General features: G+C 67.0%; 18 protein-coding genes and 1 tRNA gene. 6 read left to right on the forward strand and 13 right to left on the reverse strand.

All coding sequences use genetic code 11. The annotated features are described in order from the left end of the window. Nucleotides 1-6,129 (reverse strand): autotransporter domain-containing protein, encoded by a 6,129-nt coding sequence (locus LGR54_RS23010; protein WP_230364297.1) that lies wholly within the window; start codon nucleotides 6,127-6,129, stop codon nucleotides 1-3. 671 nt (nucleotides 6,130-6,800) lie between these two features. Here LGR54_RS23010 and LGR54_RS23015 point away from each other — a divergent pair. After that, entirely contained in the window at nucleotides 6,801-7,805 is a 1,005-nt protein-coding gene (locus LGR54_RS23015) for a Dyp-type peroxidase (protein ID WP_230364298.1), read from the forward strand. A gap of 212 nt (nucleotides 7,806-8,017) precedes the next feature. On the opposite strand, the gene LGR54_RS23020 is transcribed toward LGR54_RS23015, so the two are convergent. Continuing rightward, nucleotides 8,018-9,244: a beta-propeller fold lactonase family protein gene (locus tag LGR54_RS23020; RefSeq protein WP_230364299.1), complete on the reverse strand. Its 1,227-nt coding sequence runs from the start codon at nucleotides 9,242-9,244 to the stop codon at nucleotides 8,018-8,020. 502 nt (nucleotides 9,245-9,746) lie between these two features. On the opposite strand from LGR54_RS23020, the gene LGR54_RS23025 reads away from it, so the two are divergent. After that, nucleotides 9,747-10,670 carry a LysR family transcriptional regulator gene (locus tag LGR54_RS23025; RefSeq protein WP_230364300.1) on the forward strand — a complete coding sequence of 308 codons (924 nt, stop codon included), beginning with the start codon at nucleotides 9,747-9,749 and terminating at the stop codon, nucleotides 10,668-10,670. Between the two features lie 232 nt (nucleotides 10,671-10,902). On the opposite strand, the gene LGR54_RS23030 is transcribed toward LGR54_RS23025, so the two are convergent. The 6 genes from LGR54_RS23030 to LGR54_RS23055 form a co-directional block, all read right to left on the reverse strand. After that, the gene (locus LGR54_RS23030; protein WP_230364301.1) at nucleotides 10,903-12,156 is read right to left on the reverse strand and encodes a sensor domain-containing diguanylate cyclase; all 1,254 of its coding nucleotides are present in this window, start codon (nucleotides 12,154-12,156) and stop codon (nucleotides 10,903-10,905) included. Nucleotides 12,157-12,485: 329 nt separating this feature from the next. Then, nucleotides 12,486-13,517, reverse strand: coding sequence for an ABC transporter substrate-binding protein (locus LGR54_RS23035; protein ID WP_230364302.1), 1,032 nt, complete (start codon nucleotides 13,515-13,517; stop codon nucleotides 12,486-12,488). Between the two features lie 58 nt (nucleotides 13,518-13,575). After that, on the reverse strand, nucleotides 13,576-14,514 hold the full coding sequence (locus LGR54_RS23040; protein ID WP_230364303.1) for an alpha/beta hydrolase: 939 nt from the start codon (nucleotides 14,512-14,514) through the stop codon (nucleotides 13,576-13,578). A 29-nt stretch (nucleotides 14,515-14,543) separates the two neighbouring features. After that, nucleotides 14,544-15,659, reverse strand: coding sequence for an ABC transporter ATP-binding protein (locus tag LGR54_RS23045; RefSeq protein WP_230364304.1), 1,116 nt, complete (start codon nucleotides 15,657-15,659; stop codon nucleotides 14,544-14,546). A gap of 13 nt (nucleotides 15,660-15,672) precedes the next feature. Beyond that, nucleotides 15,673-17,382, reverse strand: coding sequence for an iron ABC transporter permease (locus tag LGR54_RS23050; RefSeq protein WP_230364305.1), 1,710 nt, complete (start codon nucleotides 17,380-17,382; stop codon nucleotides 15,673-15,675). A 134-nt stretch (nucleotides 17,383-17,516) separates the two neighbouring features. After that, a complete protein-coding gene (locus LGR54_RS23055) occupies nucleotides 17,517-18,377 on the reverse strand; it encodes a fumarylacetoacetate hydrolase family protein (RefSeq protein ID WP_230364306.1) in 861 nt (286 codons plus the stop codon). A gap of 171 nt (nucleotides 18,378-18,548) precedes the next feature. Here LGR54_RS23055 and LGR54_RS23060 point away from each other — a divergent pair, with 171 nt between their 5' ends. Continuing rightward, a complete protein-coding gene (locus LGR54_RS23060) occupies nucleotides 18,549-19,229 on the forward strand; it encodes a FadR/GntR family transcriptional regulator (protein WP_230364307.1) in 681 nt (226 codons plus the stop codon). Nucleotides 19,230-19,330: 101 nt separating this feature from the next. Here the strand turns inward: LGR54_RS23060 and LGR54_RS23065 are convergent, their stop codons facing one another. Continuing rightward, a complete protein-coding gene (locus tag LGR54_RS23065) occupies nucleotides 19,331-20,080 on the reverse strand; it encodes an SDR family NAD(P)-dependent oxidoreductase (RefSeq protein ID WP_230364308.1) in 750 nt (249 codons plus the stop codon). Nucleotides 20,081-20,211: 131 nt separating this feature from the next. On the opposite strand from LGR54_RS23065, the gene LGR54_RS23070 reads away from it, so the two are divergent. Together LGR54_RS23070 and LGR54_RS23075 are read left to right on the forward strand one after the other, a co-directional pair. Beyond that, the gene (locus LGR54_RS23070) at nucleotides 20,212-21,114 is read left to right on the forward strand and encodes a LysR substrate-binding domain-containing protein (RefSeq protein WP_230364309.1); all 903 of its coding nucleotides are present in this window, start codon (nucleotides 20,212-20,214) and stop codon (nucleotides 21,112-21,114) included. 269 nt (nucleotides 21,115-21,383) lie between these two features. Next, the gene (locus LGR54_RS23075) at nucleotides 21,384-21,731 is read left to right on the forward strand and encodes a hypothetical protein (protein WP_230364310.1); all 348 of its coding nucleotides are present in this window, start codon (nucleotides 21,384-21,386) and stop codon (nucleotides 21,729-21,731) included. A gap of 212 nt (nucleotides 21,732-21,943) precedes the next feature. Here the strand turns inward: LGR54_RS23075 and LGR54_RS23080 are convergent, their stop codons facing one another. After that, nucleotides 21,944-22,321, reverse strand: coding sequence for a DNA-binding transcriptional regulator (locus LGR54_RS23080; protein ID WP_230364311.1), 378 nt, complete (start codon nucleotides 22,319-22,321; stop codon nucleotides 21,944-21,946). 294 nt (nucleotides 22,322-22,615) lie between these two features. Beyond that, a tRNA-Lys gene (locus LGR54_RS23085) sits at nucleotides 22,616-22,691 on the reverse strand. Between the two features lie 223 nt (nucleotides 22,692-22,914). On the opposite strand from LGR54_RS23085, the gene wrbA reads away from it, so the two are divergent. Then, nucleotides 22,915-23,514 carry an NAD(P)H:quinone oxidoreductase type IV gene (gene wrbA / locus LGR54_RS23090; RefSeq protein WP_230364312.1) on the forward strand — a complete coding sequence of 200 codons (600 nt, stop codon included), beginning with the start codon at nucleotides 22,915-22,917 and terminating at the stop codon, nucleotides 23,512-23,514. Between the two features lie 147 nt (nucleotides 23,515-23,661). Here wrbA and tgt read toward each other — a convergent pair whose 3' ends face one another. Beyond that, on the reverse strand, nucleotides 23,662-24,798 hold the full coding sequence (tgt, locus tag LGR54_RS23095) for a tRNA guanosine(34) transglycosylase Tgt (protein WP_230364313.1): 1,137 nt from the start codon (nucleotides 24,796-24,798) through the stop codon (nucleotides 23,662-23,664). Then, nucleotides 24,795-25,871 (reverse strand): tRNA preQ1(34) S-adenosylmethionine ribosyltransferase-isomerase QueA, encoded by a 1,077-nt coding sequence (gene queA, locus LGR54_RS23100; protein WP_230364314.1) that lies wholly within the window; start codon nucleotides 25,869-25,871, stop codon nucleotides 24,795-24,797. The genes tgt and queA overlap by 4 nt, the downstream gene beginning before the upstream one ends. Between the last annotated feature and the right edge of the window lie 49 nt (nucleotides 25,872-25,920).

Consider the following 25,920-nt stretch of genomic DNA (forward strand, 5'->3'; position numbering starts at 1 on the left):
TCAGAACTTCACCGACAGTTTGGCGGTGAATCCGTTCTGCGTGACACCACCGCCGAACTGGCCCTGATAGGCGACGCCGAGCGTGGCGTCCGGCGACAGGGTGAAATCGAGCCCCGCCTCAAGTACCGCCGCGTCCTCGGCCACCGGCACGCCGGTGACGGTGAAGGCATCCGAGCCGGTGAAGGCCAACGTCGCCGCCGGCAGCACGTCGCCGAAGGCGTGCCGCCAGCCGACCGAGCCGTTCAGCACGGCCTCCGCCGCCCCCAGCATCACCGGCAGCGAGGCTCGCAGCCCCAGCGTCGAGAAGGTGGTGTCGGTGGTCTCGCCCGCCGCGCTCAGCGCCGCCGCCCCGCCCTGCTCGGTGAAACCGTCGGTGTCGAGCCGGACATAGGCCAGCGCGGCGAAGGGCTCGAAGCCGACCGGACCGGCGTCGAAGCGGTAGCCGACATCGCCGAACACCTGGAACAGGCCGGCATCGTAGTCGCCGTTCAGGCTGTCGGAGAAGCCGGGAATCGCCACCGCGCGGGCGGTCTCGATCTCGCTCCAGCTATAGGCAAGGCCGAGCCGGATTCCGAGCGCGCCATATTGGCCGCCGGCATAGAGCCCGGCATGCCAATCGGTGCTGTCACCCGAGGCGGTGCTGCCCACCGGATCGAAGGAGGCGGAGGAATAGCCGGCGAGCACGCCGAGCCGCCAGACATCGCCGACCGGCGCATCGGCGCCGAGGATGACGCCACCAATGTCCGTGTTGAGGGCGTCGGCGCCGTTGGCGGCGTCGAAGCTGCCCCAGGAACCGAAGCCATAGGCCCAGAAGGCGCCACCGGCCGTATCGGCCGGGACCGCCTTCAGCGTGGTGCCGTCATAGGCCATGACCGGGCTCGCCGGCGTCGCCACGCCGCCAAAGGCCGCCCGCAGCCGGGCTGTGGCGGCATCGCGCAGGAAATGGCTGTTCTCGATCAGCACCGATTTCGCCGAGGCATGGATCTCGCCGGAGAGCTGGTCGAAGCTGGAGCGCACCAGCGCCAGGTCGTCGGGCAGCATCGCCACCGCGTCATAGACCGCATTGTCGGCTCCCACGCCGATGCTGTCGATCGCCGCCGCGGTGGCCGCCTGGCTGTCGGTGGCCGCGGCGGAGGCAAAGGCGGTGTCGTTGCGCGTCGGCTCCACAACCACCGTGCCGGCGGCATAGTCATAGGCGACCTGCGTGTCGACAAAGGCGAAGCTCGCCTCCACCGTATCGAACTGGCCGGACAACGTGCCGCCGGCCCTCAGGACCGTGAAGCTGGAACCCGGCGCGATGCCGCTGTCCGACGTGATTTCCAGCGATGCGCCGCTCTCCAGGGTGGCGTCGCCGGTCACCGTGAGCGTGTCGCTGCCGGTACCGGACGCAGTGCGTGACAGGGCCACGATGGAGCCGCTCTGCATGACCACGTCGGCGTTCACGGTGAGATTGGTGCCGATGGTTCCCCGGTCATACAGCGTCACCGTGCTGCCGGCGCCCGAGCCCACGGTGCCCCAGCCGTCAAGCGTCCCGCGGTCGAGCACGTCGAACGAGCCCCCGAGAACGGCGTCGCCATAGATCGAGGAACTGCCGACGCGGAACGAGCCGGTGTGGACCGTGGTCAGGCCGGTAAAGCCCGATCCGTCGCCATTGTAGACAAAGCTGAGATTGCCCGTCTTGTGGAGCGCACCCGTTCCGGAGATGCGGCCGTTATAGGCACTTGAGACCGCCGTCTCGTCGAAATACAGCGTGGCGGAGGAGCCGATGGCGACGTCGCCGGTGAAACGGCCGGACTCCGTGTGGAGCGTGCCGTCCTCCAGCGTCCAGTCGAGCGTGGAGGTGCCGGTGAGCGTCAGTTCGCCGATCCCGCGCTTCACCATGGTGCCGGCGACGCCGTTATAGGTCCCGATATTGCCGGCGAAGCTGGCATTGGTCGCCTGGTCGAACACCACGGTGCCGGCATTGCTGACGTCGCCACGGATCGAGCTGTAGGTGCCGATCAGCGTTCCCTGTTCCACCAGGGTGTTGCGGTAGGAATTGGTGGCATTGAACGCGCCGAGCAGGCTCAACGTGCCCTCGCCGGTCTTCTTGAGGTCGCCGTCGCCCGTGATGTCCTTGGGCGTCAGCGTGGTGCCGGCCTGCACGTCGACGGTGCCGTAAGCCGCGGTGATGACGAGATCGCGGGTCAAGGCCATGTCGGCGGTGGTCGCCAGCGTGCCGCCGTCCAGGAGCACCGAGCCCGACGACTGGCCGAGGCTGGCGTCCGAGGCGACCGAGAGCGTGCCGTCGCGGATGACGGTGCCGAGCGTGTAGCTGTTGCTGCCGGTGAGGACGAGGGTTCCCTTGTCGGTCTTGACGAGGCTGGCGTCGCCGGTCAGGTCCGCGGCGATGGTCGCGATGAAGGCGCTTCCCGCCTCGGTGCCGTCGCCGACCCGAATGATCGTCTCCGACGCGGCGAGCACGATTGGATCGCCCTCGATCCGGTAGCCGTCGGAGGCGAACTGCATGCCGGCGGAGCGGATCGCGCCCTGCGAATTGTCCACGCTCACCGTGCCGGGCGTGCCCTGGAACACCGCGAAGCTCGGGTTGAGATAGGGATTGTTCGTCGTGCCGTCGCCAGTCGTCCAGTTGCTCGCGGCGGCGTCCCAGACGCCCGGTCCGCCATCGACCGCGCCGTTGCCGTGCCCGGCGGCATTGCCGCCGTCCCAGAAGCTCAGCGACGTGCCGTCCGTCGCGACGAGATTGACCTGATGGGACACCGACGTCTGGATCGACAGGGAACTGTAGTCGATGCCCGCCGGGTAGACGCCGATGGTGAGGCCGTTGTCGGTCAGCGTGCCGCCATAGCTGAACAGGCGATAGACGCCGAGGCCGAAGCCACCCTCGTCGGTGATGTTCAGCTCGCCGTCCAGTGCGAGATCGCCGCCCACCGCGAACAGTTCCGGAGACGGCACCGCCGCACCGAGGGCGACGTCCACCTGCGAGGTATCGTCGAGCGTCATGTCGCCGGTAACGGTCAGCGTCCGGCCCTGCGCCCCGGCGAGGCGCCCATCCTGGAAGCCGACATCGCCGTCAATGGTGCCGGAGCCGGAAACGACACCGGCTTTCCTGACCGAGACATCGCCGAGGAAACTGCCATCGACCTGCAGCGTTCCACCTAGCTGCGCACCGCCGCCGGTGACCAATGCGCTGCCGCCGAGCGTGTCGGCGACGATGAGCGTGCCGCCCGACACGGTGGTCGTGCCGGTGAACGCCGAGCTGTCTCCGGTCAGCTCCGTCACGCCGGCGAGCTGGTTGATCGCATGCGCGCCGGTGCCCACGCTCTTGAGCGCCGGGGCGAATTCGTAGTCGATGTCGGTATGGTTGAAGGTGAGCGTACCGGCTCCGTTGCCGAACTCCACGCTGGCGGCCTGCAACTGCCCGGCGCCGCGGGGCGCCTCGCCGGCGACCGATCCAATCGAAATGATGCCTTCTCTGTTGACGGGTGTCGCCAGCGCGACCACGCCGGCACCGCCGGCACCGTTCTCGACGGCGACGGTACCACCGTCGGCGATCGTCAACAGACCCGTTCCTTTGCCGTTGGTGCCGATCCGAAGGCTGGTCGAATTAAGCCAGAGCGAACCCTCGCCGGAGACCGTGACGAGGCTGTCTCTCCCATTGATGCCGGAGATCGACCCGGCCGCGTTGCTCACCTGTCCACCATCGGTGACGACCAGCTGGCCAGCGTTGGACGAGTTACCGACGGCAAGCGTCCCGGTCGTATTGAAGGTCGAGGCGTGGCCCTCGTCATCCGTGCCCGACACGACCGCCCCGGTCAAAAGGCTCGAATTGCCGGCGACGTCGACGATGCCACCATCCTTGACGGACAGGGCGGTGCCGTCGCTCCCCGTAAGCGAAAGGCTTCCGGCCTCGAATGTCGAGCGGGTATCGCCCTCGCCGCCCCGCACTTCGATGGAGCTGTAGGCGATGGTGGCCTGTTTGGTGACGGAGAACTGGCCGCCCTCCGCGACCGCCAGCTTGCCGGAGCCGGTAGGCATGGACAAGGTACCGGTCTGCCAGCTCGATGCGCTGCCATCGGCGTTGACGCCCCACACGGAGACGGTTCCCGTGTTGACGTAACGCTCGCCGATGATGGTTTGCCCGGTCACGACGCTGCCGCCGTCCTCGACATTCACCGCGCCGATGACCTTGAGCTCCCCCGCATTCGTCCATGTCGAGCGATTCGCGGAACCGGCGCCTGACACCGTGACGCGCCCCCCGTACGTCGGGTTGCCCACGTCGACGAGGGCGCTGCCGGTCGACAACAGACCGCCATCCTCGACGGTGAGGCTTCCGTTCCGCGTTACCGTCAGCTTGCCCGCGATGTTAAGCGACGACGACCGGCCGGCATCATCAGTGCCTGCAACGATGGCGGCTCCACTGTAGTCGTTCGACCCGATCGTCACGCCGACCGAGACGTCGACCTCGCCGCCCTCGGCGATGGTCAGACGGCCGACCCCGTTGGTGCCAAGGCTAAGGCCGCCGATCTGCCATGTTGACGGATTACCCCATGCATCCGTTCCGGACACCGTCGCTTGTCCGGAACCGCCGTACATCCCGATGGTAACCGCGGTGCTGACGGCATGGCCGCCGCCGTCGACCGTCAGACTTGTGCTCATGTCGCGGCCGCCGCTGAGCTTTAATGAGCCGCTGTCGAGGGTAGAGGGATTGCCGCTAGCGTCGGTACCCGAGACATGCACGACACCGACCGAGCCGGCATTGGCCCCGATGCCGGTGGATTGGCTTTTCACCAGGCCGCCACCGTCGATGGTCAAGGAAGCCGCGCCGTTGTGGCCGATGATCAGCGTGGAGTTCGTATCGGCAGAGTACCCCTCGTTCCCTTTCAGAGGGCCGGTAAGTTCCCAGGTCGAGGGATTGCCGTCAGCGTCGGTGCCCGACACATGCACGTGGCCCGTCTGCGTATATTGATCCGCCACGACGCCCCGCCGGCTGGTCACCGTCGCGCCGCCGTCGATCGTGAGAGTGCCGCTGCCCTTGTAGCCGACATAAAGGTTGTCGGCGTTCGTCCAGGTCGAGGGATTACCGTTGGTGTCGGTGCCGGACACCGTCACCGCGCCGACACTGCCGAGTATGGTGCCGATATAGGCGGCATTGCTCTCCAGGCGCCCGCCGCTGTCGACCGTCAGCGTTCCGGTGCTGCCCCGCCCGACCAGGAGCTGCCCGCCCCCCGTTCCGGCGATCTGCCATGTCGAGGGATTGCCCCATGCGTCGGAGCCGGAAATGACGACCCCGCTGCTTCCCGAATATTCGCCGATGACGCCCGACAGGCTGGTGACGCGGCCGCCGTCCTCGATGGTCAGCGTGCCCTGCCCCTGCGAACCGACCACCAGCGCGCCGGTATTCTCCCACAGCGAGGCGTTGCCGTCGGCATCCGTCCCCGACACCAGCGCCGTGCCGGACGAGCCGGTGCGGAAGCCGATCTTGCTCTCGCCGGTGGTGATCCGGCCGCCATCGGTCACATTCAGCGCACCCGTGCCCTGATAGCCGACGCGGAAGGTCGAGGGTCCCTCGAAGGTCGAGGCGTGGCCGGCGCCGTCGCTGCCGATCACATTGAGCGTTCCCGCCGAGCCCGGCAGCCAGCCGAGCATCGACCAGGAGCCGTCGATCTCCACCCGTCCGCCGTTCTCGATGGTCAGCGTGCCGGTGCCGGCCCGGCCGATCATGACCGGCCCGGTGGCCCAGGTCGCAGCGTTGCCGAAGACGTCGGTGCCCGACACCGTCACCGTGCCGGCGCTGCCGGCATTGGTGCCGATCCTGGCCCACAGGCTGGTCACCTGGGCGCCGTCGGTGATGTCGACCGTGCCGATGCCGTAATAGCCGACCGACAGGAAGCCGCCATTCTGCCAGCTGGAGGGCACGCCGCCCATATCCGTGCCGGAGACGGTCACGCTGCCGTCGCCGTCTCCCGCATAGCCGACATAGGTTCCGACAAAACCGGGATCATCGATCGAGCTGCTCAGCTGGCCGCCCTCGACAACGTCCAGCGTCCCCGTTCCATGCTGGCCGACGACGAGGACCGGACCGGCATCCCATTGCGGCAGCGGCGACGCCGGCACCGCGGGGGACACGCTTCCACTGCCCGTGATCGATTGTGCATGGCCGGCTAACGGATAGGCTCCGAGAAGCATCACCGAGGTGAGAGCCGTGGTCGCCTGCAGCCAGAACCGGTGCCGGGAGCGCGGCCGCCGATGCATCGACGACGATCGCCCCACACCGTGGCGACCGCCGGTGAGCGTCTGTGTAGCCAGCCCAGTCATTAAGCATCCCCCAGCAACGGAAGGCAGGGTTACCTAAAGGCGGGGTCCGGTCAATGCGCGATGCCTGCGGAAAGCTCACATCCGGAACAAGGCCCGGCTTCCGCTTCGCACAGGCCGACAAGCCGAGGACTTCAGCCATGGCGAGCCCGCTCCCGGCAACGTCTGATGATCTCGACGAGGATCGCCGACGGCTCGATGTCGCGATGACCCGCGCCGAGGTCGGTCTCAACGGTGTCGCAGAACATCTTCACATACGGCCAGCCGGCGACCAGAGACCATGACGCCCAAGCCGCGCGCCCGCTTCACACCGAATAGCCGGCTGACGCTGTTCGAACCCGCCGCCCTCCCGAAAGCCGGCAGGCGAGTGGCGGGCCCGGCATCGGTCGTGGCGGACCGACCCGGCGCGCGGACCGCCGATAAGCGCTGGACGAAAGGCCGACATCGCGTTTGTAGTCCTTCCAGACACAAGGGGAGCCGCCGGGATGACGGGAAAGAGCTGGGACAGGGTGCCGATCGACGCCCAGAGCATCGATGCGCCGCTTTCGCGCGCGGCGGTCTTTCTCGTCCTTTCCGTCACGGATGGGCCGCCTGCGCTGGCGAAGGTCTGCTCGGTGCTCGACGGCCTCGACGATCTCGTCAAGACCGTGGGGTTCCGCGATCTGGCCGGCCGGCTGTCCTGCATCGTCGGGATCGGCCGCGACCTCTGGGACCGCCTCCAGCCCGGCAGCCGGCCGCGGGAACTGAAAGCGTTCGTGCCGGTCGAGGGCGCCGTCCACAAGGCGCCGTCGACGCCGGGCGACCTTCTCTTCCATATCCGCGCCGAGCGTACCGATCTGTGCTTCGAGTTCGAGCGACTGCTGCTCGACGCTCTCGGTGCCGGCGTGACGGTGGTCGACGAGGTCGCGGGCTTTCGCTATTTCGACGCGCGCGATCTTCTCGGCTTCGTCGACGGCACCGCCAATCCGACCGGTCTCGACTTGCCCGCCTCGGCGCTGGTGGGCGACGAGGATGCCGGCTTCGAGGGCGGCAGCTATGTCGTGGTGCAGAAATATCTGCACGATCTCGATGCCTGGGCGCGGATCCCGACGCCGCTCCAGGAGGCGATCATCGGCCGCACCAAGATCGACAATGTCGAGATCGACGACGACGACGCGCCGCGCAAATCGCACAAATCGCTGGCCACCATCGTCGATGCCGACGGCAACGAGCACGACATATTGCGCGACAACATGCCGTTCGGCCGGCCGGGGCAGCGGGAGTTCGGCACCTATTTCATCGGCTATTCCCGCTATCTCTGGGTCGTCGAGAAGATGCTCGAGCGCATGTATGTCGGCGATCCGCCCGGCGCCTATGACCGGCTGCTGGACGTCTCGACGCCGCATACCGGCACGACGTTCTTCGCGCCGGCGCGCCCGGCGTTGCAACGGCTCGTTCGGGCCGCGCAAGCGCAACTCGCCGCCGAGCCAGAGGGCGGCCGCACGTCATGAGCCGCCGATGCGGGTCAGGCAGGATGCCGGGATACTGAACCATCCCCGGCGCAAGGCGGCCGACGGCGCCGCCGGGGATGGCTAGTCGTTCGCGCCGGCCGTTCGTCGGGCGTCGCCCGGCGCTGGCTTTCGTCGGCCGACAAACCCCTCGGATCTGCCTCGACGATCGCCGTTCCGCCGGGAGCGACGTCGCGGCCGGATCGCGCCGCCGGCTAGTGGGCCGCGACGATCTCGACCCAGTTCGCGCCCTTGCCGGCCGGGTAGCGACCGCGCGCGGCCAATGTGCCGTCTTCGCTGTTGATGGCATAGACGGTAAGTTGGTCCGACTTCTCGCCGGTCGCGACCAGATAGCGACCGCTGGGGTCGATGGCAAAGCCGCGCGGCTGGGCCTCGGTCTGGGTGGCTCCCAGATAGGTGAGCTGTCCCGTCTTCTCGTCGCGGCGGAAGCCGATCAGTTGGCTGGTGGTGCGCTCGGACATGTAGACGAAGCGGCCATCCGGAGTGATGTGGATGTCGGCGGCCCAGATCGCCTTGGGATCGGGCGGCAGCACGCCCTGGCCCGACACCGGCGGGCGCTCCTGGCCGGGGTGCAGATCCGTATTGCCCGGCAGGCCGGACACCTCGCCGATGCGGGTCAGGCGCCCGGTGGCGGCATCGATGGAGAAGGCGATCACCTCGCCGCGAAACTGGCTCACCACATAGAGCTGGCGGTTGTCCGGGGAGATCACGAAATGCCGCGGCCCCTTCTCGTCGCCGGTGCTCACGCGCTCGGGCGTGTTGTAGGCCACCTTGCCGCCGGCAGCATCGAAGGTCAGCTGCTCCACGCCGTTGGCGGCGAGCGTCGGCACGTAGAGATAGCGATTATCGGCGTCGATGCGGATCGCATGCGGATAGTTGGCGGTGCTCACGACCTGCAGCGGAGCATCGGACACCTTGCCCGTCGCGTCGACGCCGAAGACGGCGATCAGATTGCTGCTGTTCGAGGCGGCGAACAGATAGCGGCCGGTCCGGTCCATCGACAGGTACAGCATGTTGTTCGGCAGGGGCGTCTCGCCAAGCGGAGAGAGCCCGCCCGTACCCGGATCGATGCGATAGGCCTTGAGCCGGAAGGGTTCAGAGCGAACGCCGGCATAGAGGATGGTATGATCGGGATGGACCGTCATCGGCATGACCAGCGGCGCGACATCGACGGACTTGCCCGGATCGAGCCGGCCATCCTCGTGCAAGCGATAGGTCGAGATGTTGCCATCCTTGGCATTGGACACATAGACGAAGCTGTCCGCGTCCGCCGATCCCGCAAATGCCGGCGCAAGAAGAGCGGCAAGCGCCACAGCGCGGGTCAAGGTCTTCATCAACATCGTCTCACTCCTCCCGCCGTCATGCGACAGCTTGATTGATGGTATTATAATAAGGATGCGATCGCAGCGAAGCCGCGCCACGTTTGCGAAAGCGACCGCCGGCCGGGGCACGCCACGCCGGCTGACCTGCCCGGAAGCGGACCGCCGCTTCAGGCTCGTGTCAGGGGTGATGCGAATGATGGGTCGAAAGACGAGCCGGACGACGATCGCGTCCGTTGCCGTCGTCTCTCATCGACGCGCGGCGCGGAGCCGGCGCACGAAGTCCTGCGGCATCGATGAAAGCGGACCGGAGATGCTGCGCATCGTTTCCTCTCGAATATTGTTATCGAGCCTGAGGACGAACCGGCAATAAGCCGTGTGCCTCAAGGCTGTACCGGCGAGCATTGGCGTGCCCGTCTCTGGCATTGGGAAGCACGTCGCCGAAGACGGCATCGGCTCGTGACTTCCGGCCTCCATTCCGGGAACCCACGGCAATCATCCGGGGCTCCTGATGGATGTCTGGGAACGATAGAGCGTGGCGACTGGACACACAAAGTCGAAAATCCTACCGATTGGTCGCTTTTCCAAACCAGTCGAGCGCCCGATGGACATCGCCGGTCCCCTCAACGTGAACATGAAACTGCTGCAGAGCTTCCTCGCGGTCGCGGATCAGGGAAGCTTCCGGCTAGCCGGAGAAATGCTGAATCGGTCCCATTCGGCGATCAGCGCCCAGATCATGCAGCTCGAAGCGCAACTGGACCTGCGGCTCTTCGAGCGCACGACCCGCCATGTGAGGCTCACGGAAGAAGGGCACCAGCTTTACGAGAGCGCCCGGCGGGCTCTCTACGAGCTTGAACTCGGCATCAGACGCATCCGCGAGAGTGCCGACTTCAAGCGCGGGCAGCTCTCGCTCGCCGCATCGTCGAATCTCGCCTCCACCTATCTGCCGAAGGTGCTGGCCGAATTCGTCGAAACCCATCCGCAGATCGCGGTGACGGTGAGCGAGCTCACCTCGCGCGACCTGTTCGACGCGGTCGTCAACCGCAAAGTCGACTTCGCCATCGGGCCGGAGAAGGACGACGCCACGCTATCCTTCGAGACGATCCTCGTCGAACCGCTTCAGGCCCTCATCCCCGCGCACTATCCGCAGGCGCAGCAGCCGGCGGTTACCCTCGAGGAACTGGTGCGCGTTCCGCTCATCCTCTCGAGCCCCGCCACGGCGATCCGCGACTGCATCGAGGTGGCGCTTCGCGCAAGGGGCCTATCGGTGGCGAGCCGCTTCCAGTTCATGAAGTCGCAGACCATCGTGGCCATGGCGGAAGCTGGCTTGGGCGCCGCCATTCTCCCCGCCTCGTCACTCATCCGGGCGCAGTCTCCGACAGCGCGCATCGTCCGCATCGAGCCGGCGATCCGTCGCAAGATGGCGTTGATCACCCTGCCCGATACCAAGCTGTCCCCCGCCGCCGCCCGGCTCGCGGACAAGATCGTTTCCGACATTCGCCTGGCGACAGACTACCGCCCGGACTGACCGGGAAGAACGCGCCGCGATGTGGCATGTCGGTGGCTTGGTTCGCTTACCTTCCATGAAGGAGCCTTGGCCTGCCGCCGGCTCTGTCGACTGAACTTAGCTACCGAACACCCCGCTCCTTCGTCCTGATCCGCCGGGACGGGATAGGGGGCGGCCACGGTGCGCAGCCTAGGCCGCGGCGCGCTGGCGCCCCCCTCGCCTATCGACAGTCACCCATCACAGGGTGGCGCGACTAGCTCGTGGGCGCGGCAGGCGTGCCAATGCCGGCGGCGAGACGGAAGGTGTTCCGCCCGGCCAGCTTCGCCGCATAGAGTGCCCGGTCAGCGCCGGCGACCAGCGGCTCGGGATCCTCGCCGCAGTCCGGCGCCAGCGCGATGCCGATGCTCAGACCGAGGGTGACGGGCATGCCCTCGAACGCGAACGGTTCGGCGAATGCCGCGATCAGACGTCCGGCCACCGCGGCGGTATCCGCCGCGGCGCCGTCCTCCATGAGCACCATGGCGAACTCGTCGCCGCCAAGCCGCGCCACGACATCGCCCGGCGCCAACGCGGCGCGCAGGCGCCCCGCGACCTCGCGCAGCACGGCATCGCCGGCCCGGTGCCCGAATCCGTCATTGATCTGCTTGAAGCGGTCGATGTCCATGTAGAGCACCGCGAAGCGGGGGCCACCGTCGCGCAACCTCGCCACCACCTGGGCGAGATGCTGATCGAACAAGGCGCGGTTGGGCAGGCCGGTGAGCGCGTCATGCGAGGCGAGATGCTCCAGCCGTGCCTCTTCCTGCTTGCGCCGATCAATGCCGCGCACCGACGCCACATAGCCGTTGGCCTCGCCGGTGACGCGGTCATAGGTGAGGCGCAGCGAGGCCTCCATCCACACCCAGGAACCGTCACGATGGCGCTGGCGGACCTCGACGACGCCGACAGTGAGGTGCCCGGCGCGCACGCTGCGCATCAGCTCGGCGAAACCCACGCGGTCTTCCGGATGGACGATCTCCGCGGCGCGGCGGCCGACCAGTTCCTCCGGCTCGTAGCCCAGCAGCGTCCGCACGGAGGGCGAGATATAAAGGCGGATGCCGTCGAGATCGCCGCGCACGATGGTGTCGGTCGAGGTTTCGGCGAGCAGGCGGAAATCCGCCCCGCGCTCCTCCGCCAGCCGCGCCCGCTGCTCCAGGGACAGAACCTCGCCGGCGAGATTGGCGAGATCGACCAGCTGGTCGATGTCGGACACGGCCAGCTGGCGCGGGCGGATATCGAACACGGCCAGCCGGCCACCGGCCCCGACCGAAACGCTCGCCATGGATCGCAGCCCCGGCGCGCCGGTGACCGCGGCGAGTTCGGCGAAGGCGGCGTCCTGCCATGTGTCGGCGACGCTGACCGTGCCGGGCGTCGTCCGCACCACCAGCGTGGGAGCAAAAGACCACAGGACCGGATCCGCAGCGGGGTCGAGATCGATCCAGCAGCCTTCGCCGTCTTCGAGAACCAGCACGGCGGCGGTCGTCTTGAGCAGGCTTCGCGCCAGGCGACACAGCCTCGCCAAGGCGGGCGCAGCACCACCGCCGCTAGCCGCCTCCGCTCTGCTTCCCGACGCCCGAGGCGCCGCCACCTGATCCATCCCAGATCCAACCCCGCAACGTTGTCGGCAGTCTGGCACCGGCGTCGCGGCGAAGAAAGGGCCGTGCATGGCCGCTCGTACCGGCAACGAGGCCGGCGTGGCGTCGCGGCGCGCCTGGCGTGCCGCGCTGAACACGAATGGCCGGGCAGAGCCCGGCCATCGAACCGATCACGCACGCCGCTGCGGTCCGGCGCGACGACACCTCAACGAAAGATCGCGTTGAACTCGTCCTTCACCTCGGCAGCCTTCTTCTCCAGTGCGGCGTAGTCGACCGGGATGATCACCAGATCGGCGACCTTCGGGCTTCCGGCCGGCGGATCGATGTCGCTGCGTGCGGCATAGCCACCGTCCGCCGGGAAGATCTTTTGCGCATCCGGGCCGATCATGAAGGTGGCGAAGGCCTTGGCGGCCTCGGGGTTCGGGCCGCCCTTCACCACCGCCGTGGGCGAGGGAATGACGAAGGTGCCGTCGGCGGGATAGACGGTGACGATCTCGTGCCCGCTCGCCCGATCCTCCGCCGCATAGGAATCCAGCGCGCCGACCGCGATCAGCCGCTCGCCGCGCTTGAGATTGTCGGAGACCTGCTGGTTGCCCTGCACCACCATCACGTCATTAGAGGCAAGCTGCTTGTAGTAGTCCCAGCCGAGCTTCTCCGACAGCGTCCCGACCACCGACAATTGCAGCGAGGTGAAGGACGGATCGGTCATCACCAGCTTCTTGTCGTAGGTCTTGGCGGTGAGGTCGGTCCATTTCTTCGGACGCTCGGCCTCAGGCACCTTGTCGCCGCGCATGTAGATGGTGATGAGGTTCAGCCGCTGGCCGATCCAGTTGCCGTCCTTGTCCTTGGCGGCGTCGGGGATCTTGTCGAAATCCACCGGCTTGAACGCCACGAACAGACCCTGCTCGGCCATGACGTTGGACGCGGAAGGATCGGAGGTGGTGAGCACGTCGGCGGCCACGCGGCCGGCCGAGACCTCCTGGTTGAAGCGGCGCAGGATCGCCGAGCCGCCGGAGCGGAACAGCTCGACCTTGATGCCGGTCTGCTGCTCGAACAGCCGCGCGAGCTTGTTGGCCTGCTCGATCGGCGTCGAAGTGTACCAGACCACCTTGCCCTCGGCTTTCGCCTTGGCCATGTCGACGGCGTCCTGGGCGTGGGAGAGCGCCGGCAGCGCGACGGCGCCGGCGAGCAGGCCGAGCGCGAGAGTGACCCCGCGCCGGCCGATAAGCGTCCTCATGTGTTCCTCCTGACGATTGCTTGTTATTGTTTGGCGTTTCCGGTCGAAGATCCGCGATCTATTCGCCGCGGTAGAGTGGTTCCGGCTGCGTGAAGAACGCATGCAGGATGTGATAGACCAGCATGTAGTTCTTCTGCTGGAACGAGGCGTGCGAGATGCCCGGCATCACCGCGAACTGCTTGTCGGAATTCGGCAGCTTCTTGAAGAACTCGATAAGGTCGTCGAAGCCGGCGATGCCGTCATATTCGCCGCGCATGACGAGGGTCGGCACGGTGATCTTGGCCGGATCGATCAGCGGCAGCCGGGTGCACATGTCGATATAGGTGCCGTTCGGCATGGAATCGTCGAGCGAGGTGATGGCGTCGGCGAAGGCCTCGATCACCTTGTCCTCGGCAGTGCCGGGATGGTCGCGGTTGAAGATCGAGTAGACGAAGGCCTTGTCGATCGGCCGGCGGCCGCCGACGGGGAAGTCCGGCAGCTTCTTGCGGCGGTTGTCCAGCGTATGGCTGCCCTCGCCGGTCCACACGAAGGCGTCAAGCGCCAGGCGCTTCACCCGCTCCGGATGGTTCTGGGCGAAGGTGGCGGCGCGCAGCGCACCCGACGAGATACCGTAGACGAGGAAGTCCGTCGCGCCGGTCTCGTTCATGATGTAGTCGGTGGCGGCAGTGAGGTCCTCGGCTCCCTCGGCGATGGTGGCCTGCGTGCCCGGCCGCTTGTCGGAACGGCCATAGCCGCGCAGGTCGACGGTCCAGGTTTCGAAGCCCTTGTCGACGAAATAGTCCATCGCCGAGGAATAGGGTCGGCCGGGCACCTGCAGGTCGAAAGTCGGCTGCGAGGCCATCGACGAGCCGTGTACGAACAGCACGGTGCCAGGAATTGAAGCCCCTTTGGCCCCCGCTTCCGGTGCCTTGCGCCACAGGAACAGCTCGGCGTCGCCGTTCTTGGTCCAGTGCTCATCGCCGCGCGGGGTGGGCTTCAGGGCCGTATTGGTGGACATGGTCGATCTCCTTGGAGTCTTCTGTCGGATCAGTGGGTGGCGCCGGCACGCGGGAAGACGCTGCAATCGGCGGCGTCGATGGCGAGGCTGACGCGGTCGCCGACCGCGAAGCGCTCCAGCGGATGCGTCTGGGCGCGCAGCGTGGTGCCGCTGTCGAGTTGCAGCCAGTATTCGACGAGATTGCCGAGATAGGTCATGTCGGTGACGGTGGCGGTGAGTGCCCCCGGCGCCTCGCCGAGGCCGAGCCGCACATTCTCCGGCCGCACCGAGAGATCGACCGGCTGGCCGGGCGAGAAGGTGACGTGCACCGGGGCCGGCACCTCGACGCCGTCGACCGCCACCGCGAGGCGGCCCGCGGACTCCCCCGGGACCTTGGCGCCCGTGCCCGCCACGACAACGCCGGGCAGGAAATTCACGATGCCCATGAAGTCGGCGACGATCTTGTTGGCGGGGCGGCGATAGACGTCGTCCGGCGAGCCATATTGCTGGAGCTCGCCGCCATGCATCACCGCGATCTGGTCGGAGAGCGCCAGCGCCTCGGCCTGATCGTGCGTCACATAGACGAAGGTGATGCCGGTGCGGCGCTGCAGCTGCTTGAGTTCGGTGCGCATCTTCTCGCGCAGCTTGGCGTCGAGATTGGACAGGGGCTCGTCGAGCAGGAGGATGCCCGGCTCGACCACCAGCGAGCGGGCCAGCGCGACGCGCTGCTGCTGGCCGCCGGACAGTTCGTTGGGCAGGCGGTTCTCGAGGCCGGCGAGGTTCACCATGGCCAGCGCGTCGAGCACCTTACGCCGCGCCTGATCGGCCGGGATCTTGCGCAGCTTGAGGCCGAAGACGACGTTCTCGAACACCGTCTTGTGCGGCCACACCGCATAGTTCTGGAACACCATGCCCATGCCGCGCTGGTCCGGCGGCGCCACGCCCTCCGCCGAGGACACCACCCGGTCGCCGACGCGGATGGTGCCGCCATCCGGGGTGATGTAGCCGGCGATGAGGCGCAGCGTCGTCGTCTTGCCGCAGCCGGACGGGCCCAGCAGGGTGACGAACTGGTTGTCCTTGATGTCGAGGTTGAGGCCGCTGACCGCGGCACCACCCTCCTTGCTGCCGTAGAACTTCGACAGGCCGTTGATCTGGATTCCAGCCATTTTTCCGTTTCCCTCACGCGCCGGTCTTGAGGCCGATACGGCTGCCGCCGAACCGGCGGGCGATGCCGATCGCTGCGGCGATGATGATCATGTTGACGATGGCGAGGGCGGCCACTGGCTCGGTGTAGCCGGTCTCGTAGAGGTTGTAGACCGCCACCGCGAGGGTGATGGATTCGGATGAGAACAGCAGGATCGAGGCCGAGAGCTCCTGGATCACCGGCACGAAGACCAAGAGCCAGCCGGCGAACAGGCCGGGCTTGATCAGCGGCAGGGTGATCTCCTTCATCCGCGTGCCCCAGGAGGCGCCGAGGATCTGCGCCGCCTCTTCCAGCGAGGGGTCGATCTGGCGCAGCGAGGAATTGGCGGCCCGCACGCCGAGCGGCACGTAGCGCCCGACATAGGCGAGCAGCAGGATGGCGAAGGTGCCGTAGAGCGCGATCGGCATCTTCAGCCAGAACTGCAAGAGTGCCACCGCCATGACGATGCCCGGCAGACCGAGCGGGATCAGCGCGGCGTAGTCGAGCAGCTTGCGGCCCGGCAGCTTGGTGCGCAGGTCGATCCACGAGATCATCGCGCCGAGGAACACGCAGAAGGTGGCGGCGATGGTGGCGAGCAGCAGGCTGTTGAGGATCGCCCGGCGGGTGACGTCGTAGTCGATGAGGATGAAGCGGTAATTCTCCAGCGTCAGGTTCTGCCAGAAGCCGAGACCCCAGCTCTTGGAGAACGACACCGCGATCAGCGTGCCATAGGGCAGCAGGATGGCGATCACGAAGGCGACGACGCTGAGCGCGAAGAGCGGCCAGCGCCAGCCGCCGAGATCCATCAGCTGCGGGCGTGCGCCCTTGCCGGCCAGCGTCACATAGGAGCGGCGGGCGAGAAAGGCGCGCTGCAGATAGAGCGCGATTACCGTGATGGCGATGAACAAGAGCGACAGTGCCGAGGCGACACCATATTGCGGCGGGTAGTCGAACAGCGCGTAGATGCGGGTCGGCAGGGTGACGATGCGCCCGGGCAGGCCGATGATCGCCTGCGAGCCGAACAGCGCGATGGCGTTGACGAAGGCGAGCAGCGTGCCTGACAGCACCGCCGGCGCCACCAGCGGCAGGGTGATGGTGATGGCCGTGCGCAGCTTCGAGGCGCCGAGGATCTGCGCCGCTTCCTCGTAAGACGCATCCACCGATTGCAGCGCCGAGGAGGCGAGCAGATAGACGAAGGGGAAGGTGTGCAGCACGGTGACGAAGACGAGGCCGCTCATGGTGAAGATGTTGAAGGCGACGTCGATGCCCAGCACCTCGCGCAGGAACACGTTCGCCATGCCGGCATTGGGGCTGAACAGGTTCACGAAGGCGATGGCGGTGAGGAAGGGCGGCGACAAATAGGACAGCGTCGCCGTCACCTGGATCAGCCCCTTGGCCGGCACATTGGTGCGGCTCACCGCCCAGGCCAGCGGTACGCCGATGACGATGCTGATCAACCCCGTCCAGGCACCGAGGATCAGCGAATTGCCGAGCGCCCTGAGATTGGCGGTACTGCTCAGCGCGGTGGTGAAGTAGCGGCCGGTGATCCCGCCATCCCATATGCTCGCCGTCGCCAGCGACAGCACGGGCAAGACCACGAGGATGACGAGTGCCGCTATGGCGCCGCCGATGACGAGACCCTCGAGGCCGAGCCAACGCGGCAAGGCGGTCGCGCGCGAGGGCTGCGCGAGAGTAAGCAGAGCCATTTTTCCTCCCGGGGCCGGCGCCTGTTTTCGGCGCTTCGGCTTGATCTGCGCGGGCCTATCCCCGCGCAGTCTGGATGCGGATCCTCATAGGTGTGTCGTCAGGCAAGGCATCGGGCGGCACATCGGCCAGGACATCAGGCGAAGGGGTTGCTCAGCGTGCCGATGCCGCTGATCGACATGGTGACGTTGTCGCCGGCCTTGAGGAATTTCGGCGGGTTGAAGCCGAGCCCGACGCCCGCCGGCGTGCCGGTGGCAATGAGGTCGCCGGCTTCCAGCGTGGTTCCGGCCGAGATGGTCTCGATCAGGCCGGGAATGTCGAAGATCAGGTCGCGGGTGTTGGCGTCCTGCCGCAATTCGCCATTCACCCAGGTCTTCACCTGAAGGTTCTCGGCGTCGAGCTCGTCGGCGGTGCTGATCCACGGCCCCATCGGGCAGAAGGTGTCCAGCGCCTTGCCGAGGAACCACTGCTTGTGATTCTTCTGCCGGTCGCGGGCGGTGACGTCGTTGATGATGGTGTAGCCGAAGATGTGCTTGAAGGCGTCGGCGCGCGAGATGTCGCGCCCGCCCTTGCCGATGACGATGGTGAGCTCGACCTCGTAATCGACCTTACTGGTGACGTTGGGATGGGTGTCGACGGCGTCGCCCGGCCCGATGACGCAGGTGCCGGGCTTGGTGAATACGGCGGGATATTCGTCGATCTCCGCCCCCTTCACCGCGCCGGCCTCGTAGCCGGAATTGGCGAACTCCTTGGCGTGGTCGCGGTAGTTCTTGCCGACGCAGAAGATGTTGCGGCGCGGACGCGGAATCGGCGCCAGCAGCTTCACCTCGGTGAGGTCGGCGCCGTTGCCGTTCATACGGATGGCGGGAGCGATCTCGGCGTAGCGGGCGATGAGGTCCACCATGTCGGCGGCGTCGACGTGATAGATGCGTTGCTCCTCGGCGTCGACGAGCCCGACACTTTCCTTCCCCTGATGGACATAGGTGGCGAATTTCATGCTCGGCCCTTTATTGGTTGACCAATTTGACCATATGAGGCCATATTGGTTCGCCAAATGTCAACCAGAGATCTTTGTTCCTGCCACGGCTTCTCGTAAATCCCTCATCACGTTCTTGTTCCGGCTCCGACCTATTGGTATACCAAATGCAAGAGATGCCACGGAGATCCCATGGATAGCGTTCTGGTCGACCGCAAGCCGACGACATTGGTTCAGGGCTTTCTGGAGCAGGCCATAGGCTCGGGCACCTATGGGCCGGGCGCCAAGCTGCCGACCGAACGGGCGATCGCCGAGAAGCTCGGCGTGCCGCGCTCGGCCGTGCGCGACGTGCTCTCCGTGCTGGAAGCGCAGAAGAAGGTGGTGCGGATCATCGGCTCCGGCACCTATGTCGCCGAGACACAGCCGGTGTCCGAACCTGCCACGCGGGCCAGCGATGCCAGCCCGACCGAGATCATGGCGGCGCGGCAGATCGTCGAGCCGCGCCTCGCCCAATTGGTCGTCATGCACGCCACCGCCGCCGATTTCGAGCGCATGGAGATGTGCAACCGCCGGGCCGAGGCGGCCGACGATTTCGAGGACTTCGAGCGATGGGATACCGAACTGCATCAAGCCATCGCCGAGGCGACGCATAACCGGCTCATGGTGGCGATCTACGCCACCATCACCGCCGCCCGCGACCTCGCCGAATGGGGCGAGCTGAAGCGCCGCTCCATCACCGCCGAGCGCCGCGACCTCTACCGGCAGGAGCACCGCGAGATCGTCGCCGCCTTGCGCGCGCGAGACGGGCGCGAGGCGGAGGCTGCCATCGCCCGCCATCTCGCACGGGTGAAGGCAAACCTGCTCGGGGAATGAGCCGCCGGCGATAGCATGTCGGCTGACCGCCGCTTTCAGGCGACGCCGCCGACCTCGCGCAGCGCCGCGATACGGCCCGCCGCCTAGCCGCCGCCCTGCTCTCAGATTTGCGTCATGCCACCGTCTACGAAGAGCTCGGCGCCGTTGATGAAGCTGGCAGCGCCGGAGGCGAGGAACAGGACGGCGTCGGCGACGTCCTCGGGCCGGCCGACGCGGCCTGCGGGAATGGAGGCTAGCATGCCGTTCTTCACCCCCTCCGCCTGAGCCCCACCACCGAACAGATCATTGAGGCCGGCGGTGTCGATCACGCCGGGGCTGACGACGTTCACCCGGATGCGCCGGTCCTTCAAATCGAGGATCCAGTTGCGGGCGAAGTTGCGCACCGCCGCCTTGGTGGCGCTGTAGACGCTGAAGGCGGGGTTGCCCGTCGAGCCGGTCACCGAGCCGGTGAGCACCACCGAGCCGCCGTCGCGCAGCAGCGGCAGCGCCTTCTGCACGGTGAACAGCACGCCCTTCACATTGGTGGCGAAAGTCTCGTCGAAATGCGCCTCGTCGATGGCGCCGAGCGGCGCGAAGCTGCCGCCGCCGGCATTGGCGAACACCACGTCGATCTGGGCATGGCGCGGCTGGACGGCATCATAGAGACGGTCGATGTCGGCAAGCTTCGACATGTCCGCCCGGACACCTGTCACATCACCGCCGATCGCCTTCACCGCAGCATCGAGCGCCTCCTGTCGCCGGCCGGTCACGAACACCGATGCCCCCTCGGACGCGAACGCCTTCGCGGTGGCGAGCCCGATACCACTGGTGCCGCCGGTGACCACCACGACCTTCTTGCTGAACCTGTCCATCGTCTGTCTCCTTCTCTGCGACCATCATGTGTCGCGCTTCATGTCGAGAGATATCGGACAGGAACGATGATGCGTGTAGACGGTGAATATGGCACCTTCCGTTCCACCACTGGAACGATGATCGACGCGCCATGCCGGATCTCAACGACTACGCCTTCTTCGCCGAGGTGGTGAAACACGGCGGTTTCGCTGCCGCCGGGCGTGCCCTGCGCCTGCCGAAGTCCCGGCTGAGCCGCCGTATCGCCGGGCTTGAGGCGCAGCTCGGCGTCCGGCTGATCGAACGATCGTCGCGACGTTTCCGTGTCACCGAGGTGGGTGAGGCCTTCTATGCCCGCTGTCGCGCCATGCTGGAGGAGGCCGAGCAGGCTGAGGCGCTGGTGGCGCAGGCGCAGAGCGAGCCGCGCGGACGGGTGCGCTTCGCCTGCCCGGCCGGCATGGTGGAGGTGCTGTCGCCGGGCCTGCCGGCGTTTCTTTCGCGTCATCCGAAGGTGCATCTGCAGGTGATCATTGCCGACCAGCCGGTCGACCTCATCGCCGACCACATCGATGTCGCGCTGCGGGTGCGGGTGGACATCACCACCGACGCCGCGCTCACCCTGCGCAGCTTGGGCCGCTCGCGGCGTATCCTGGCCGCCAGCCCGGCATGGGCGACTATGCTGGGGGATGCCGGCATCGCGGGACTTGCCCGCCTGCCGACCCTAGGCTCCAGCGATGAGACCGGCGAGATCACCTGGGATCTGGCCGGGCCGGAGGGCGCGACCTTCAGCCTCCGGCACGAGCCGCGTCTCACCTGCCGCGATTTCGCGGCGCTGCGCACCGCCGCCGCGGCGGGCCTCGGGGTCGCCCTGCTGCCCGACCACATCTGCCGCGACGACCTCGCAGCCGGCCGCCTCGTTCAGATACTACCCGGCTGGGGCGGCCAGATCGGCATCGTCCATGTCGTCTTCACCACGCGCCGGGGCCTGCCGCCCGCAGTGCGGGCGTTCATCGACCATCTCGCCGCAACGTTCCGATCTCTGAAGCTGGAGCTTTGATCATCTCGCCGCGCTGTCGAGGCCTGCCCCACCCCTGCCAAGCCGCCGCGCGGCAAGGCGCGCCAAGCACCCGAGGCCGACCACGCGACGAGTCAGGAGGCCGCCAGGCTGCCCACGCGAACCGCAGCTGTCGCGCCTCCAGACAAGATGCGGTGGATCCAACAATACCCGCCCCACCCTGCCGCCTACTGTTCGGTCGTGCCATCAGCGGAACAAAATTCGAGCGCGGTGGTTCGTCCTCCAACGCCTTGTTCGCACGAGACCCACTGATGTCCTACGCCACGCGCCTTTCGAAGTTCAGGATTTCTGCCGCGCTGCTGATCGCGACGTTCATGTGCGCGCCAGACAGCCAGGCATCGGCCGATGACGGTGTGGTCGATTCGAGGAAGCTCACGGCGATGCGGGAAAAATGGCAGATGCCTCCGGAGGCGCTGGCTGATCGCCTGGGCGTTCCGTTCCAAGTCTATATGGAGATGGAACAGGGCACCCAGGCTCTCGAGAGCCAACACTTGCTGACCCTCGAGGCGATCGGGATCGACCAGTGTCTGTCGAAGCAAGACCCGAGCCTGCTCGTTCCCGAAGTGCGGCTGTCCTTGGGTGAGACGGCCGAAGGGTAGGATTGGGCAACGAAGGGCGACACCTGAAAGCGGGCATCCTGCGGTCGCCCCCGACATCTTGCCGCTTGGTCGGCACGCTGCCCTAAGATCGCGACATCGCCTTCGCCAAAGGCCCCGAACTCCGGCGAATTGAGCCGGACGGCCGTCGCGTCGAGCCACGCTTCAGTGATCTGTCCGGAATCGGCCAGGACACGCCGTATCGGCGCCGACGCTTATGCCTCTGGCACCTCGATTGTGGGGCCAAGCACCAGCTCCGAGGCTGTATATCGTTCGACTCTTCCCGGCAGGTAGAACACGTCGGCGATGAGGTCGTGCTCCGCGACGGTCCATTCTTGCTCGCCCTGCCGCCGAACCCACTGGAAGCGCGTGATCTCCTCGTCCTCGACCTTCGGGCGTCGCTCGACCAGTTCGGTCGGCACGCCACCGGCCAGGACCATCGCCGTGAGCTGCGCCGCCACATTATCGGGGATCGGCTTTCCACCAGTCGCCCAACGACGGGCCGTGCGGACGTCCACACCGAGCAGCTTAGCCAGCGCCGCAGGCGAAAGGTCCAGTCTTGCGAGGGCGGACTGGAGTTCGGTGGGGGTCATGGTAGCTCCAGTCATGGGTGAAATGGATCAAGATACGGATGCCGACCTTGCCCGCATAGGTCGGCCAGGCCGGCGGTCTAAGAGAACGGATGCCTCCGCAAGCAGCAGTGGCCGGACAGCACTCATTTCTCTGATTCTCGCTTCGGCGGCGACACCGTGGCGACAATCGGGGGATCGCGGTAGCGCCATTGTCGGCCGTCGGGACAAGGGACGATCGTAGGTTCCCAACCCGCCCCAGCAAGTTTGGGGAAATGCGAGGAAAAGTGATGGAAAATCAATGGGGAATTGAGAGAGTGGTGAGCCCGTCGGGATTCGAACCCGAGACCCCATGATTAAAAGTCACGTGCTCTACCGGCTGAGCTACGGGCTCCCACGGGAGGGGGCTTAAGGGTTTCGGCGTCGGATGGCAAGAAGCTGCGGCACCTTACCCTTTGTCGTCGACATACTCCTGACAGGAGCCGCCCTTCCGATTGCATTTCTGCAAGGCCACCCTGTCAATCATCGTGCTTCCGGTGCACCGCCCGAGCCGCTAGCTTCCTGCCAACACCTCAGCCGGGCCGCCGGCCACGCCAGGATGCAAGGAGCATACGCAGATGGCAAAGGTTCTCGTTCTCTACTACTCGACCTATGGCCACATCGAGACGATGGCCGAAGCCGTCGCCGAAGGCGCCCGCGAGGCCGGCGCCGATGTCGTGGTGAAGCGCGTGCCCGAGACCGTGCCGGAAGAGATCGCCAGGGCGAACCACTTCAAGCTCGACCAGAAGGCGCCCATCGCCACCGTCGACGAGCTGAAGGACTACGACGCGATCATCTTCGGCTCCGGCACCCGCTTCGGCACCGTCGCATCGCAGCTGCGCGCCTTCATCGACCAGACCGGTGGCCTGTGGTTCACCGGCGGCCTCGTCGGCAAGGTCGGCTCGGTGTTCACCTCTTCGGCGACCCAGCACGGTGGCCAGGAATCCACCATCCTCGGCTTTGTGCCGACCCTGCTGCATCACGGCATGGTCGTCGTCGGCCTGCCCTATGCCTTCCAGGGCCAGATGGGCCTGGACGAGATCAAGGGCGGCTCGCCCTATGGCGCCTCCACCATCACCGACGGCGACGGCTCGCGCCAGCCCTCCAAGGTGGAACTCGACGCAGCCCGTTACCAGGGCAAGCACGTCGCCACCATCGCCGGCAAGCTGCACGGCTGAGCGGGCGACATCTCGAAACAAGGACGGCCGGACCCGCGGGTCCGGCCGTTTTCGTTCCAGCGTCGTCATCCCGACCGGAGGCGAGGCCCGACAGCCGGGATCGCATCGCCGGCGCGTCCGGAATGACGCGCCGAGCGGCGCAAGCCTTCAGCCACGCGCGGGGATGTCGCCTCTTGCCCAGCCTTCCTTCACCTCGGCCTTGAACGCCTCGAAGCGCCCCTCGGCAATGGCGGCGCGGATGCCCTGCATCAGACTCTGGTAATAGGCGAGGTTCACCCAGGTGAGCAGCATCGAGCCCAGCATCTCGTCGCAGCGGATCAGGTGGTGGAGATAGGCGCGCGAATAATCCCGCGCCGCCGGGCAGTTACTCGTCTCGTCCAGCGGGCGCGGGTCGTCGGCGTGGCGGGCGTTCTTCAGGTTGATCTTGCCGAAGCGGGTGAAGGCCTGTGCATGGCGGCCGGCACGGGTCGGCATCACGCAGTCGAACATGTCGACGCCGCGCCCCACCGCCTCGATGATGTCGTCCGGCGTGCCGACCCCCATCAGATAGCGCGGCTTGTCCTGCGGCAGGATGGCGTTCACCACCTCGATCATGCCCAGCATCACATGCTGCGGCTCGCCGACCGCGAGGCCGCCGATCGAATAGCCGGGGAAGCCGATGTCGACGAGGCCGCGCGCTGATTCCTCGCGCAGCGCCGGCACGTCGCCGCCCTGCACGATGCCGAACAGCGCCCGGCCGGGCGGCTGGGCCTCGAAGGCGCGCTTCGAGCGCTCCGCCCAGCGCAGCGACAGCCGCAGCGCCCGCGCCACGTCTTCCGGCGGCGATGGCAGCTTCACGCATTCATCGAGCTGCATCTGGATGTCCGAGCCGAGCAGGCCCTGGATCTCCACCGAGCGCTCCGGCGACATTTCGTGATAGGCGCCGTCGATATGCGAGCGGAAGGTGACGCCCTTCTCGGTCAGCTTGCGCAGGCCCGCCAGCGACATCACCTGGAAGCCGCCGGAATCGGTCAGGATCGGGTGCGGCCAGCGCATGAACTTGTGCAGCCCGCCCAGTTCGGCGATCCGCTCGGCCGAGGGGCGCAGCATCAGATGATAGGTGTTGCCGAGCAGAATGTCGGCACCGAGCTCCCGCACCTGTTCAGGATACATCGCCTTCACCGTGGCGGCGGTGCCGACCGGCATGAAGGCGGGCGTGCGCACCACTCCGCGCGGCGTGATCACCTCGCCGAGACGGGCGCCGCCGTCACGGCCGAGCGGGCGATAGGAGAAGGCTTCGGTCATCGGGATCTTTCGGGAAACAGCAGGCAGGCGTCGCCATAGGAATAGAAGCGGTAGCCGGTGTCGATGGCGTGGGCATAGGCGCGCTTCTGCGCCTCATGGCCGACAAGCGCCGCCACCAGCATCACCAGCGTTGAGCGCGGCAGGTGGAAGTTGGTCATCATCGCGTCGATGAAGCGGAAGCGGTAGCCGGGCGTGATGAAGATGTCGGTCTCGCCCTGCCAGGCCGCCAACCGGCCCGAGGCGGAGGCGCTCTCGATCAGCCGCGTCGCGGTGGAGCCGACGGTGATGACGCGCCCGCCCCGCCGCTTCACCGCGTTGAGCGCTTCGGCGGTCTCCTGCGAAACCTCGCCCCATTCGGCATGCATGCGGTGGCCGGTGGTGTCCTCGGCCTTGACCGGCAGGAAGGTGCCGGCGCCGACATGCAGCGTCACGCGGTGAACCTCGACACCTCGCGCCGTCAGGCGGTCGACCAACGTCGAGGTGAAATGCAGGCCGGCGGTCGGCGCCGCGACCGATCCCTCGGCATTGGCGAACATGGTCTGGTAATCGGCTCGGTCCTGCGCGTCCTCGGCCCGGCGCGCGGCGATGTAGGGCGGCAGCGGCATGTGGCCGACGCGCGCCACCGCCTCGTCGAGCGCCGCTCCGGCGGCCTCGAAGCGCAGCGCGATCTCGCCGCCCTCCCCTTTCGCGGCGATCTCGGCCTCCAGCGTCGCCGCGCCGTCCTCGGAGCGGAACGTCACGACATCGCCGACAGCGAGGCGCTTTCCCGGCCGTGCCAGCGCCAGCCAGCTGTCGGGAGCCAGCCGCTTGTGCAGCATCGCCTCGACCCGCACGTCGGAACCACCCGCCCGGCTGCGAATGCCGTTGAGGCGTGCGGGCAGCACGCGGGTATCGTTGACGACGAGCGCGTCGCCGGGCGCCAGCAGATCGGGGAGATCGCCGACATGCCGGTCCTCGAGTTCCTGGGCTTCACCCGGCCGCACCACCAGCAGCCGCGCCGCCTCGCGCGGTTCCACCGGGCGCAGCGCGATCAGGTCAGGCGGGAGATCAAAATCGAAGAGGTCGACGCGCATAATCTGTTCGATGGCAAGGTCATCGGGCGGCGGGCCCATCCGGGCGAGC

This window comes from Ancylobacter sp. Lp-2 (genome assembly GCF_020523795.1).
GTDB lineage: Bacteria > Pseudomonadota > Alphaproteobacteria > Rhizobiales > Xanthobacteraceae > Ancylobacter.

Bases quoted from the DNA above. Each gene is read 5' to 3' on its own strand.
- LGR54_RS23015 (WP_230364298.1), top strand. From the start codon at position 6,801: ATGACGGGAAAGAGCTGGGACAGGGTGCCGATCGACGCCCAGAGCATC.
- LGR54_RS23025 (WP_230364300.1), top strand. From the start codon at position 9,747: ATGGACATCGCCGGTCCCCTCAACGTGAACATGAAACTGCTGCAGAGC.
- LGR54_RS23035 (WP_230364302.1), bottom strand. From the start codon at position 13,517: ATGAGGACGCTTATCGGCCGGCGCGGGGTCACTCTCGCGCTCGGCCTG.
- LGR54_RS23040 (WP_230364303.1), bottom strand. From the start codon at position 14,514: ATGTCCACCAATACGGCCCTGAAGCCCACCCCGCGCGGCGATGAGCAC.
- LGR54_RS23045 (WP_230364304.1), bottom strand. From the start codon at position 15,659: ATGGCTGGAATCCAGATCAACGGCCTGTCGAAGTTCTACGGCAGCAAG.
- LGR54_RS23050 (WP_230364305.1), bottom strand. From the start codon at position 17,382: ATGGCTCTGCTTACTCTCGCGCAGCCCTCGCGCGCGACCGCCTTGCCG.
- LGR54_RS23055 (WP_230364306.1), bottom strand. From the start codon at position 18,377: ATGAAATTCGCCACCTATGTCCATCAGGGGAAGGAAAGTGTCGGGCTC.
- LGR54_RS23060 (WP_230364307.1), top strand. From the start codon at position 18,549: ATGGATAGCGTTCTGGTCGACCGCAAGCCGACGACATTGGTTCAGGGC.
- LGR54_RS23065 (WP_230364308.1), bottom strand. From the start codon at position 20,080: ATGGACAGGTTCAGCAAGAAGGTCGTGGTGGTCACCGGCGGCACCAGT.
- LGR54_RS23070 (WP_230364309.1), top strand. From the start codon at position 20,212: ATGCCGGATCTCAACGACTACGCCTTCTTCGCCGAGGTGGTGAAACAC.
- LGR54_RS23075 (WP_230364310.1), top strand. From the start codon at position 21,384: ATGTCCTACGCCACGCGCCTTTCGAAGTTCAGGATTTCTGCCGCGCTG.
- LGR54_RS23080 (WP_230364311.1), bottom strand. From the start codon at position 22,321: ATGACCCCCACCGAACTCCAGTCCGCCCTCGCAAGACTGGACCTTTCG.
- wrbA (WP_230364312.1), top strand. From the start codon at position 22,915: ATGGCAAAGGTTCTCGTTCTCTACTACTCGACCTATGGCCACATCGAG.
- tgt (WP_230364313.1), bottom strand. From the start codon at position 24,798: ATGACCGAAGCCTTCTCCTATCGCCCGCTCGGCCGTGACGGCGGCGCC.
- queA (WP_230364314.1), bottom strand. From the start codon at position 25,871: ATGCGCGTCGACCTCTTCGATTTTGATCTCCCGCCTGACCTGATCGCG.